Here is a 13,345-nt window from a genome sequence, read left to right as displayed (position 1 = left end):
AGAGGATTGGAGGAAAGGGGAGTGAGCGTGCGGAGTGATGAAATTGATGCTGCTTGAGGATCAACCCAAGGATCGGGAAGCTGTTGAACGGATCGTCGACTCGCTTTCCGAGGTAGAGCGGACGGGCCCGCCTGCTCCAATCGCTCGAAGCAAGCACAAAGCTTGAGATACGATAAGGAATCAGTCGCAACAGACCAAAGTATACAGGTATAGGTAGACATAAAAGTGTCCACTTACCGGGCCCCGAGCATCCATGATATTCTCACGTTATGCACTTGGTCTCACCGTTGTTCATCTTTAGGAATGTGTCTACTAAGAAAGGACTAGAACATGTATACTTGGCTTAACATCGATTTAGATCAAAGGTGGGTCTACATGTTCTTTTATGCTGAATTCCTGTTTCTCTTCTTCAGTTTAACGTCGGTTGGCGCCTATTTTATGTTGAAATACAAAGCCAATCGTCTTGTCTTATGGGCATCTGTGCTTATGATGTGCGGAGGCCTTGTAGGACTTCAGGTCGTGTTGGAGAAAGGGTGGCTGCCATACGTGGTCGAACAGCAGATGAGTTCGATTATCATTATACCTTCGCTGCTGCTTACCTCTCTGCTGAATCTTGCTGTCAATACCATTCCCTATTACGTCATCGCGGTATTCTACTTCCTGTACAATGGCGTGGTGCAACAGCAACGATGGCTCTTCCTCTCCCTTAGCCTACCTATATGGATAACGTTAATCTTCCAAACCGATCTGCTGGAGAACCGAGTGAACACCGGTTTTGTCGCATTGTGGGGGCTGGTTTACTTGGTGGTGACCGTCTACCTGGCCGTGCGATTCATTGTCCGGGAACAGGATGACAAACAACGACTCATTCATACTTCCATTGCGCTTATCTTCCTTATTCCAGTCGCCATTTTGAATATGTACCACTTTTCTGTTGCCCCTTTTAGCGACCAACTTCTGTCGATGATTCCCTATGTCTCGATTGCAGGCTTGCTGGCCGTAGCGTTTTTGTATTTTCGCGACGCATTTCTCGGGGTTACAAGAAAGTCCATGCACACCGTGCATGTGGGCACCGGACTGATTCATCATTCTCTGAAAAACGCTATCGGCAAAATCAAGCTGAATGCGCTGAACATTCGCAAAAATGTACAGAACGGAGACTATGCCCAGATCGACACCCATGTTGATAATCTGTTAAAAACGCACGAAGCGATGATTGCCACGATGTCAACCATCTCCCATGTTGTGAGCAGCAAGATTGAACCGAGGAAGGAATATGCCAATCTCGCGGACATTCTTGATGAAGTGCTGGAGCCGCTGGGTGCTTATCCGGATATCCAAGTTGTCAAGCATTATGCGCCAATCACGCTGTTCATCGACCGAATGCTCGTGATGGAATGTCTTCAGAACATATGCAACAACGCGGTTGAGGCGATGAAGGAGAGAGGGACGCTTCAAGTCGGGCTTGAAGTCGGGCGGAATAAAGCCAAGGTGATCATCCGTGACACGGGTCAGGGGATGAACAGCTTGCAGCTGCAGAACATATTTGAACCGTTCTACTCGACCAAGCATCGGAGCGGCAAGCATTTCGGGCTGGGCATGTATCAGGTGAAGAAGGTCATGGGAGCCCATCGAGGCAAAGCAGAGGTTAAGAGTGCTCCGAACGCGGGAACCACCGTTATGCTAACATTCCAATATAAAAAGGGTAGCGAAAACAATGAGTAAAATTCGAGTTCTGTATGTGGAAGATGATCCTGAGTGGAGGGAAGGAATCAGCCACTTTTTTCAGGCGCATGAGCGAATCGATTTATATGCCTGTGCGGCTTCAATTGAGGCTTGTTTCTCCGTGCTCCAGGATCAGCCTGCGGATGTTGTGGTGATGGATATCCTTCTAGATGATACCGAGTTGACCGGCGTGGATGCCACGCTGGATATTACTACTCAGTACCCTGATGTGAAGGTGATCATGCTTAGCACATTGGATGATAATGATGAGATTTTTAACGAAGCGTTCATGAACGGGGCCTACGACTACTTGTATAAATACGACTTCGAGAAGCTGCCCGAGACGATCTACGAGGCGATGAGCAATCCGACTTCGAAATACGGCAGCCGGTTAAGGAAGCTTGTATATGAGAAGAAGAGAAGTTTGCTCAATAAAGGGGACCGCGAACTGCTGAGCCTGATGGTCGAAGGCAAGACGCAGCTGCAAATCGCAGAACAATTGCAGGTCAGCCTGGCCGCCGTCAAAAAGCATGTGGGCCGCATTTTGAAGAAATTCAACTGGAGCCGATCAAGCAGGGAATTGGCTGATAAATGCGATAAATGGGGACTTTTGAACGAGGATGAAGGGTAATGATTGCGATATGCGCCGGCATGAGTCCGGATCAAGGAGGTTAGAGTATGAGGCGATATATATCGGTTGCGCTAGTTTTTCTATTGACCTGTATGCTGGTATACCCGGCATATGAAAGGACAGCTGACGCCAACCCCAATAGGACGCAAAGCATCGTTGTCGCGCAAAGCAGGACGATCGAATACTGGGGTGTGAACCCAAACCCATCATTCTATGAGCCGGATATGGGAACGGTCCTAGGCAAATCGATCAATATCGCAGGGTACGAGTATGAGGGTGGGGACCCCATTGTTTCGCTAAGCGTGCTTCAATTCGATCTGAGCGGTATCGATGCTCGCAGAACGATTGAGAAGATCGAACTGAGGTTGACTCAGGAAAGTGCCAGCTCTCCGGTTAATAATCCTTATTTCGAGATTTATGGCTCGAACGAAAGCGGATGGAGCAGTCCGCCAACTATACCGAGCCAGGATGTAACCATTACTGGGCATTTCCCGGTTACAAGCCAGGCACGTGTTGTTTACGACTTTGATGTTTCAAGTTATGTGCAGGATCGTTTGCAGTCCGGAGGAGCTCCGGCCGCGACTTTTATGATCCGAGGGGCGGAAGGGCCTGAGCCGGGTTCAGCTCCAAGTCATGAAAGAAGAGTGTACTTTTATTCTAAACTAGATGGAACGCCGGAGAATCGCCCGCAATTAGTCATCACCTACGGTGTCAACGCGCCTCCTACGGGTTCGCTGTCAGTCGAAGGCAATGGGTATACCCATGCAGCGGAAGTGGATTTAAGATTGTCCGCTTCGGACCCGGAACAGGACCCGATTGAGATGAATGTATATAACGAGGGCCAGAACCTGGATCAATGGGAGCTATTCCAGGAGACGAAGCGCTGGAGTGTTCCGGGCGGAGATGGCGTGAAGAGGATCATGGTTCAGTACCGGGATAGCCACGGCGCATTGTCGGGGATATATTCCGAAGAGGTCATTCTGGATACGACTAGCCCGACGGGAGATGTGCGCATCGCGCCGGGAAGGACGATCGGAGGAACCGATTATATCGGTGCTTCCACGGTGAGCCTGGCTGTTACGGGAATTGATGACCATCTCGATCAGATGTGCTTCTCACATTCGGACAATATCTGTGCAAGCGGAGCATGGGTGCCATTCTCCAATACAGCCAGCTGGACATTCGATCCGGCGGATGGCGATCAGCAAGTATACATGTGGCTGAAAGATAAAGCGGGCAATCTCAGTGATACAATCACCAGCAATACGGTGGTGGTCGATCGTACGGCGCCTACGGGAAGCGTCGTCATTAACGGGGGCGAGCGCTACACGAGCGACGTAGCCGTCACCTTAACGCTGTCGGCCGATGATGGCGCCGGGATCGGCGGGATTGAGATGCAGCTGTCTAATGATGGCCAGACCTGGAGCGCAGCGGAGCCATTCTCCTCTACGGCATCCTGGACACTGCCATCCGGCGATGGCGCCAAGACGGTGTATATGAAGCTGAAGGATCAGCTGGGTCATGAGCGCGTGATCAACAGCAGCATTGCGCTGGATCAGACAGCGCCTACCGGCAGCATCACAATTAACAGCGGGGGGACGCACACCAACGACCCGCAGGTATTGCTTACATTAACAGCCGATGATGGCGCTGGTATTGGCAATATGGAAATGCAGCTCTCGAACGATGCGAATACATGGGCAGCGAATGCGTGGGAGCCTTTCTCAGCGTCCAGGGTGTGGAGGCTTGCCGAGGATACGGATGGACCGAAGACCGTGTATCTCAAGCTGCGGGACGGCTTGCATAACGAGACCGACCTTAGCGCAAGCGTTGAGCTGGACCGTACCTTGCCGGTCGTCACGGGCATAACCGACGGGAGTCATTCCAACACGGATGTCACGATCACGTTTGACAAAGGAACCGCCGTGTTAAACGGTCATCCCTTTGCAAGCGGCACCGTCGTACGGGACGAAGACAGCTACGAGCTGGTCGTTCGGGACGATGCAGGCAATGAAACAACGGTGCGTTTTGTCATCGACAAAACAGCGCCATGGGTAAGCGGAGTGGATGACGGGGGCTTGTACAATACCGATCGGGTCATTACGTATGACACGGCTGACGCGGCAGAAGCGACGTTGAATGGCCGGTCTTTCTCCAGCGGCGCGACGGTGAGTGATGAAGGCGATCACGAGTTGATCGTAACCGACCGTGCGGGCAATGAAACAAGACTGCACTTTGGGATCGACAAAACAGCCCCTTGGGTAAAGGGCGTAGAGGACGGTTACTATTACAACGCGGATAAGATCATTACGTATGACGAGGCCGATGCGGTCGAAGCGACCTTGAACGGGAGCCGGATCGCTAGCGGAACGGCAGTCAGCAGCGAAGGCAGTTATGAGCTGATTGTGAAGGATCAGGCGGGCAACGAAACGAGGTTGCAGTTCACGATCGACACTACAGCGCCATGGGTGCAAGGCGTCAGCGACGGCTTCTTATATAACGCGGATAAAGTGATTACGTATGACGTATCCGATGCCGTCGAGGCGTGGCTGGACGGGGCTGCATTCACAAGCGGATCGACGGTGAGCGGCGAAGGCAGCCATAAGCTGACGGTGACAGACCGTGCGGGCAATGTGACAACGGTCCGGTTTACGATCGACAAAACAGCGCCGACAGCTGTTGTGACCCTAAATGATGGAGCAGCATATTCTGCGTTGTTGGCGGTGTCTGTTACCATTCAGGCGGAGGACACCGGAGGCTCCTCCAAGCTGTCTGTACGATTGAGCGACGACCTGGCTTCATGGGACAGTCCAGACAATGAATGGTCCGAATATCCGGTCGGCACAGGACCGGTTGAGATCGTGAAGCCATGGACGTTTCCGAACGATGGAAATCAGCAGAAGACGATCTATATTCAAATCAAGGATGAGGCAGGAAACGAGAATACACAGGTGATTTCGGACAGTCTCATCTACCAATCCGTGCCCGTGCCTTTGTCCAGCACCGTATCCGGCATGGAAGATACACCGCTGTCATTCAGCAGGGCAGATTTTGCACATCAGAATGAGGATCGGACCGAACCATACGTGATTCATATCCGTACGCTGCCGGATAACGGCGAGCTATGGTTCGATCATCAGCGTGTAACAGCAGGTGATCGCATTCTGTGGACGGAGATCGAATCGAAAGGATTGGTATTCGAGCCGGACGCCGACTGGTACGGAGCAGCCGCTCTGACATGGACGGCAGGTAACGAGTACGAAGACGCCGGAACTTTCGCGACGATCAGCATCCAGGTCGATCCGGTCAATGACGCACCTGTAGCCGAGAAGATGAGCTTCAACACGGTCGCAGGCCGTGTCCTTGAAGGTCAACTGCGGGCGACGGATGTGGATAATGATCAGGATGACCTGAGCTTTGAGATCGTGAAGCAGCCAGATCAAGGCGAGATCAGAAGCTTTGATTCGCAGACGGGCAGCTTTGAATATGTCTCTGACAGCGGGGAGCACGGTACAGTTACTTTTACATACCGGGCGTATGACGGTGAACTGTACTCTGAAGAGGCGACGGTAGAGATTCATATTGCTCCGTATGTGCCGGAGCCGAACCCAGGGCCAGGTCCAGGACCGAATCCCGGGCCGAACCCAGGACCAAACCCTGGACCAAATCCGGGGCCCGTTCCGGGTCCAACACCGTCTCCTTCACCAGGACCATCGCCTAATCCTTCTCCTCCTCCCGGACAGAATGAGGAAGGGGTGCGGGTGCATGTCGAGGGCGTGGTGACAGAAGCAGTTCAGGCGCAGAACGTAGTGATCAACGGACAGCAAGTTACCCGGGTCACTTTCGAAGACCGTCTTCCGCTGGAAGGGCTGGATAAGCTGGAGAATGCGTTGCGGTTGGTCCTTACGGGTCAGGCTGATACGCTGCAGACGGAGCTGCCGAAGACGCACTTTAATCAGTTAAGCAGCAACAAGCTGGATCTGGAGGTTGTCACCGCAGGAGCAGTGTATCGGTTGCCTGTTCAGTCTCTTGATCTGAACGGAGTGAAGAAGCTGCACGGGCTGCAAGAGCAGGAGGTCAAGCTGGTACTGAAAGTCGAGCAGGGCTCTGCAGAGGCGCAAAGAAGGGTACAGAATGCTGCTCGTCAGACAGGCTCGACTATTGTGAACCCTGTCCTGAACCTGCAGATGTACCTTGTTCACGATGAGCAGACATATTCGATCAACCGATTTTCCGGGCATGTTCCGGGGCTCATTTCTGTTCCTTACACGGGGGATGGTTCCGCTGTGGCGGTTCTCATTCTGGAGGATGGTTCTCTGCTGCCGCTCCCTACCAAGGTAATGGAGAATGGGGATGGACGCTATCTTCGTGTGACGAGCATGCGGCCTGGCAACATAGCCATTATTCAGACGGCTGGAGTGTCATTCCAGGATATGGATGGACACTGGGCACAGGAGGCAGTGGAGCGGCTGGCTTCGCAGCTCATTCTGAACGGGAGAGATGATAAACATTTTGCTCCGGACGATCCTGTGAATCGAGCGGAATACACGGCCATTCTGGCAAGAGGATTGGGGTTATGGACGGACCGTCAGGAAACCGTGTATGACGATGTGGCGGATAACGTATGGTATGCGTCTGCACTGCAGGCTGCGTCCGAGCTTGGACTGGTCCAGGGTTACGGGGACCATACGTTTAAGCCCCGGCAGGACATCAGCCTGGCGGAGGCCAGCGTTATTCTCGCACGCGCCTTGTCTATTGCGGGAAGCGATGTTGACTTGTCTGAACAGGAAGTGGAGCGCATACTGCAGGATTATTCCTATGCATCGGAGGTTAAGTTATGGTCTCGCAATGCACTGGCTCTGGGTCTGAAGCTGGGATGGATGGAAGGGGAGCCTTTTCAGATTCCGCCGGGTGAATCTCTGACCCGAGCTCACCTTGCAGTCATGTTTGACCGGCTTCGCATGACCATTGCCTGGTAAAGTCAGAGACAGAGTGTCGAACGTTTTTATGACAGCAAGTCTTTAAGCTGTTCGACACTCTTTTTATGCAAGGAGGGCTATATGGAGACAACGATCCACAGATGGGTATCATTAAAGCCGGTTCATGCCAGGTTGGAGCAGGAAGAATTCTTCTATCTATTGTATGAGAAATCCAGGGAGCCGGAGATGGCGTTATGGAACTGGACGGAGCAGGAGAAGAAGACCTTTCTGAGAATGCAGTATGATTTTCAATGCCGCTCCTATCAGTGGCAATATCCGAATCTGGTAGGGAGAATGATCCACTATAGAGGCCAGCCGGTTGGCAAACTGGTAACGGTATGCGGTGACAGGGAACTGCGGTTGATCGATCTTATCATTCATCCGGATTTCCAAGGGCTCGGAATTGGGACGAGTGTCGTTGTCAAATTACAGCATGAAGCCAGGGTGAGAAGAATGCCGCTCGGCCTGAGTGTTCAATCACACAATATGAGGGCTTACAAGTGGTATGTGAAACTCGGTTTTGAGAAGGTATTAGAGCATGAAGCCTATATCAGCATGCACTGGGTACCGTCAATCCAGGTGAAATCCAAATCGTAATGGGGGGATACATATGGATCAATATATAGGAGAAATACGTATGTTTGCAGGGGATTTTGCTCCGGTGGGGTGGGAATTATGTGACGGGCGGCTTTTGCATATTCAAGATTACGAACTGCTTTTTTCGCTGCTGGGCACGACATACGGCGGGGATGGCCTGACGACTTTTGGATTGCCGGACCTAAGAGGGAGAGTGCCTATTCATTACGGGACTTCTAGTGCGGGCACCCACTATGCTTTAGGACAAAAAGGGGGCAGCGAAGTTGCGAGCTTAACGGTTAATCATTTGCCTCCACATACCCATATCGTGAATGCAGCCTCCACACCAGGAACAGAAGCAAGTCCAACCGGGCATGTGTGGGCCGCGGGTATCCCTCAATATGCTCAAGGTGAGGTTAGCGGGACGATGGTTCAAGGAGCGCTTGAGTCGGCTGGAGGAAACCAGCCTCACAATAATATGATGCCTACACTGGCTGTTCACTTTATGATTGCGACAGAGGGGATATATCCATAACTAGACTAGAAATGAGCGAATGGTTGAAATAACCACACAAGAGGAGGAAGAAATCATGGCGGAACCTTTTATTGGGGAGATCAGATTATTTGCTTTCGGTAAAGTGCCGAACGGCTGGCTTCCATGTAATGGACAGCTGTTACAGGTTCACCAATATCAAGCTTTGTATGCCCTTATAGGTCCTTCTTATGGAGGGAATGGGATGACCAACTTTGCTCTTCCTAATCTGCAAGGGAGAGTAGCCGTTCATGGCGGCCAGGGAGCTGTGGGGGTTACGGGCGGAGAAGAAGCTCATGCTCTGACTGTGGCTGAAATGCCGCAGCATCATCATGCGGTCAGGGCCTCTTCAAGCTGGGCGAATAACAGGCAGGCGGATGGGAGGATATGGGCTGCCAATGAAACGCAGCATCTATATGGATCCGCGAATAATACACAGATGAGTACTGAGGCGATTGCAAATGCAGGTCAAGGGCAGGCTCATTCCAATATGCAGCCTTATACCGCGCTAAATTATTGCATAGCCGTACAAGGTATATTTCCATCAAGAGACTAGGAAGCTGATGTTGTCACGACAGGGAGAGGAAAAGGAGGAAGAAGATACATGGATCCGTTTATTGGGGAGATTAGAATTTTTGCAGGGAGGTTTGAGCCCAAGGGATGGGCTTTCTGTAATGGACAATTGTTGTCTGTAGCTCAGCATCGCGCCCTGTACACTATCCTGGGTACACGATACGGTGGCGATGGTTTTAACACCTTCGCCTTGCCTAATCTGCAAGGAAGAGCAGCGATGCATGCGGGTGCCGGACCGGGGCTTACCCCACGGATCTTGGGAGAGATGAGCGGGGCCAGTACGGTTACTTTGCTTCCAGAGCAAATGCCTAGGCATGAGCATGCTGTTCAAGTCGCTGTATTGGGAAGTACGATCTCTCCTGAGGGGGCGGTGTGGGCATCCGTTCCACGGGGACAAACGGAGGCTTATGCGGATCCGGACGCCAATCTGGTATCTATGAGCCCGCAGGCGGTTTCTCCAAATGGAGGCAATGCCCCTCATGAGAATAGACAGCCTTTTGTTACGGTGAATTACATTATCGCGCTGCAAGGGATCCATCCTATAAGGCCATAAGCGAAGCAGTTCTTGTGAGGGGGTGGGGTGTTGAGATTCAGGATTAAGGAGGAGATAAAATTGAAAGCATTGAAGCAACTGGCGTTATCCGGATTGTCATTATTGATGATATTCACCATTATGCTAGGCCATTTCGCAGGAACAGCTTTCGGTGCCTCCGGCCACTACGCACTGGCTAAAGATGTTGTCGGGGCTGTGTATGTAAAGAAGGCCGGGGGCAGCAAAGAGATTCGCGTATATCAGGGAATGACCTTTCATGAAGGGGACCGGATTCGTGTTGAGGGTGGCGCGAGCCTGACGCTGAATGTTGCTGGGCGTGAGGATGAAATTACGCTTGGTGAGCATTGGAATGGAACGTTGTCCAAGTTAAGAGTAAGCGATGCTGGCGATATGGAAACCGCTATACATACATGGTCGGGATCTATGTTCAACAGCGTTCAGACGCTGGATCGAGAAGGAAGCTCCTATCAGGTGGAGACGCCAACATCGGACATGAACGTGCGGGGAACGAATTTCACCGTCTTCATTGATCCGATTACAGGGATTTCCAACGTAGCTGTTCTGTCGGGACGAGTTGCCGTCACGCCGCCTTCCCGGGCTCCTGGTAGTCCAATAACGCCCGATCTAGGCGGGATTGTCCTGTATCCTGCACAGCAGGTCGAACAAATGGCTAGTTCGCTTCCGGGTTATACCCCGGTGGACTTAGGTTTGTATATGAGTTCTGTTCCCAGCAAGGTGGTTGAGGAGATACTTGCCTCACTAAGCAAAATACAAGAAGAAAACAGACAAATGCTGGAGTCAATAACAGAGGGTGCGCAGAACCCTTCAGACGTGGGGAACGGGACCGACTTTGACCCGGATCTGGAACGATTTAGGGATAACCTTGATCGCCTGATTCAAGGGATCATTAATAATGCTCAGGATCTGGGGAAAGTATCCCAGCAGCAGATTGAAGATATTCTGAGAAATTCATCTTCTCTTTCTGACTTCGAAGTGTATAGGCCTGTTCCGCCTATTGATCCATCTGTGGGGCTGGATTCAGATCGCGTAGCGGAACGCCAGAGACAACTGGACGAAGTGAAGGCAAGGCAACAGGAGAAAGCCGCTGCTCAGGAGAGTCTGCGCGAACAGCAGATTGCGCAACAGCAGCAGATCCTTGAGCAAATCAAGCAGAAGCAGGAAGAAATCAACAGACGCAATCAGGAGGCCCAAGAACAAAAAGCGAAAGAGGCGCAGGAGAAATATTTGGCCACGTTAAGCGAGCAGCAAAGAGCCAGCCTGGAACAGAGAGTCCAGCAGGCTGAGCAGCAAAAGCGGCAGCAGGAAGAACGTGTGTCACGACAGACACCGACACCGCCAGTATCGCCGCCACCGGTAACGCCCGCACCGTCAGCACCTGCAGGACCGGGGAGCGGGGGCGCACCTGGCCAGGGCCCTTCCGTTCCGCCTCCACTTGCAACGTCCACAACGATGGATGTTGATACGTATGAGATTTATGCGGGTCAATCCTTCGTCGTGAGTGCCCATGCTGTGATTACGTCAACCAACATGCCGGTTCCAGATGGCACGAATATTGTTTTTCAGGACCGGAGTTCCAAACAGGTATTAGCCACGGCGACCACAATGAATGGCGAAGCTTCGGCTGTCATTACACCGGAGCAGAGCTTCACGCTAAATGTGGGTGCCCGTCAAATCGAAGCGGTAACAGCTGCGACATCGCGGACGCAGTCCAACACTTCATTCCCTGTTGCCATTACCGTCATGCAGGATGAAACCACCCTGGACATTTCGGCACCGCATCGAGTAGCGCTCGTTGGCGAGACGATCCCGTTTACCGTTCAAGTATCTCCGAAGCACGGTCAAGTCCCGGCTGTGGGGACGGTTACACTGTATGAGGGGGACAGGGAGCTTGAAGTCAAGGAGCTGAATGCGGACGGGAGCGTTGTCTTTCATGTGCTGATCGAGGAGCCGATCTCAGATTTCACACATAAGTATACGGCGGTTTTCGAAGGCACAGAGAAGCAAGCTGGAAGCGAGGGTGTCAAAGTAATCGAGGTGTCTTCGTTCCATGAACTGCCCGGCTATGCGTATTTCTTCATCGAGCAGGTCTCTCCTACACAATTCAATGCGGTCATCGCGCTTGACCGGTTCACCGGAGATTCCGAGTTTTACAGGGCTGAGCTCGAATTCGAATACGGCCGTGGCCTAAAGCCGCTGATCGGCGATAACGTACGCTACTATAATCCTCATAAGTTCGATCCGGCAACGGTAACAGAATCCGTGTACATCCATGAGGGGATGTATTACCAGGATGTGGACTTCATGGAGTATATATTCGAAGCAAGTCAAGGGGCTGCGTTCCATGCTGAGGACAGATTCGTCATCATCCCGTTCACCATTGTAGATCCGTCGGCCAGCACGATCCTTAACATCTTCCGCTTGAGCTTCTTCAAGCAGAACGGATACGGAATCGAGGTTATGCTGACGAACGAAGAGGACGAACTTAATCCATGATAAATAAGGAGTTCATTATGAAATTGATGAAGTCGATTAGTATGTGGGGGCTGACGACGGCTATGTTCCTGGGAATGGTTGTTCCTGCTCATGGAGCGATTTATTCGGAGGGCAGACCACTGATTGAAACGATGGATGTTGCAGGCAGCGGGGAGTACAACGAATGGAACGGGAATGCGGCGGAAGCCGCGTTCCGCCATCCCGGCGCGATTCTGGTGCTGGCAGACGGATCGTTATTGGTGTCCGATACAGAGAATCATCGGATTCGTGCGGTTCGGAACGGCCATACAGCCGTTTATGCCGGAACAGAGGTCTCCGTTCTGACCGGTGAAGACCGCCTTCCGTTGGGCGCTTATGCTGATGGTGCGGCGGGGGTAAGCTACTTCTCAAGTCCTATAGGCCTCGCATCGGATGGGAAGGGCAATGTGTATGTTGCTGATCAGGGAAATCATGCTGTTCGAAAAATTTCGCCTGACGGCAACGTGACAACGATTGCGGGCAATGGTGTTCTGGGAGATGCGGACGGGAAGGGGAGCGAGGCCTCTTTTCACACGCCGTCCGACGTGGCGGTTGATGCCGCGGGCAATGTCTATGTTGCCGATACCCTGAACCATGCCATCCGTAAGGTTGACCCTGCCGGGAATGTCACGACACTCAATGCGTTATCAGAGCGGATCGTTGAAGTGTTCGACGGCGTTGTCGAAGCGACAGGAGATTATCGGGATGGCCCGCTTGCCGAGGCGCTGTTTAACGAGCCTTCCGGGCTGGCGCTCGACAGCAAGGGCAATCTGTATGTGAGTGATACGGGCAACCAACGCATTCGATACATCGATTTTCATACGGACATCGTGACTACCGTGGCAGGCGGCGGAGAGCTGCTGGCCGGACAAATGTACGTTTCAGGCGCATATCGCGACGGCGCGGCGGAAGAAGCAAGGTTCTTCAGTCCGTACGGTCTTGCAGTTGATGAAGGCGGAGGACTCTATATTGCAGACAGTCTGAACCACGCCATCCGCTATTTGAAGGACGGGCTTGTAACCACCGCCGTTGGCAGCGCGGGGGAATACGGGAGTGCGAATGGATATGAAAAGCAGGCTGCATTATATAGGCCATCAGACATTGCGCTAGATCGGGATGGCAATCTCTATATTGCCGATACGTTGAACAATAAGATCCGCAAGGTATCGTTCTATGAGCTGCCAAGTGGCTGGGAGGCCGGCAGCGGGGATATTCGCGTGCTCCATAATCAGAAGGAGATTGTG

The 13,345-nt window shown here is 52.2% G+C and carries 10 protein-coding genes; all 10 read left to right on the top strand.

Features of this window, described 5'->3' with window-relative positions:
- Positions 1-37 precede the first annotated feature (37 nt).
- Positions 38-166 carry a hypothetical protein gene (locus CHH75_RS25205; RefSeq protein ID WP_255222974.1) on the top strand — a complete coding sequence of 43 codons (129 nt, stop codon included), beginning with the start codon at positions 38-40 and terminating at the stop codon, positions 164-166.
- A gap of 209 nt (positions 167-375) precedes the next feature.
- The gene (locus CHH75_RS05915) at positions 376-1,725 is read left to right on the top strand and encodes a sensor histidine kinase (protein WP_176475479.1); all 1,350 of its coding nucleotides are present in this window, start codon (positions 376-378) and stop codon (positions 1,723-1,725) included.
- Positions 1,718-2,356: a response regulator transcription factor gene (locus tag CHH75_RS05910; RefSeq protein ID WP_095397705.1), complete on the top strand. Its 639-nt coding sequence runs from the start codon at positions 1,718-1,720 to the stop codon at positions 2,354-2,356. Before CHH75_RS05915 ends, CHH75_RS05910 begins: the two co-directional genes overlap by 8 nt.
- A 47-nt stretch (positions 2,357-2,403) precedes the next feature.
- The gene (locus CHH75_RS05905; RefSeq protein ID WP_095397704.1) at positions 2,404-7,335 is read left to right on the top strand and encodes an S-layer homology domain-containing protein; all 4,932 of its coding nucleotides are present in this window, start codon (positions 2,404-2,406) and stop codon (positions 7,333-7,335) included.
- An 81-nt stretch (positions 7,336-7,416) separates the two neighbouring features.
- Positions 7,417-7,932, top strand: coding sequence for a GNAT family N-acetyltransferase (locus CHH75_RS05900; protein WP_095397703.1), 516 nt, complete (start codon positions 7,417-7,419; stop codon positions 7,930-7,932).
- A 13-nt stretch (positions 7,933-7,945) separates the two neighbouring features.
- A complete protein-coding gene (locus CHH75_RS05895) occupies positions 7,946-8,446 on the top strand; it encodes a phage tail protein (RefSeq protein WP_095265617.1) in 501 nt (166 codons plus the stop codon).
- Between the two features lie 19 nt (positions 8,447-8,465).
- A complete protein-coding gene (locus CHH75_RS05890; RefSeq protein ID WP_230875854.1) occupies positions 8,466-8,999 on the top strand; it encodes a phage tail protein in 534 nt (177 codons plus the stop codon).
- Positions 9,000-9,047: 48 nt separating this feature from the next.
- Entirely contained in the window at positions 9,048-9,569 is a 522-nt protein-coding gene (locus CHH75_RS05885) for a phage tail protein (protein WP_095397702.1), read from the top strand.
- A gap of 60 nt (positions 9,570-9,629) precedes the next feature.
- Positions 9,630-12,083 carry a FecR domain-containing protein gene (locus CHH75_RS05880; protein WP_095265614.1) on the top strand — a complete coding sequence of 818 codons (2,454 nt, stop codon included), beginning with the start codon at positions 9,630-9,632 and terminating at the stop codon, positions 12,081-12,083.
- Between the two features lie 17 nt (positions 12,084-12,100).
- Positions 12,101-13,345 (top strand): NHL repeat-containing protein (locus CHH75_RS05875; protein ID WP_176475478.1); only part of this gene is annotated, 1,245 nt, incomplete at its 3' end.

This window comes from Paenibacillus sp. 7541 (assembly GCF_002276395.1).
GTDB lineage: Bacteria > Bacillota > Bacilli > Paenibacillales > Paenibacillaceae > Paenibacillus_AQ > Paenibacillus_AQ campinasensis.
The sequence above is the reverse complement of the archived record's forward strand: the minus strand, read 5'-3'. Positions and strand labels throughout refer to the sequence as shown.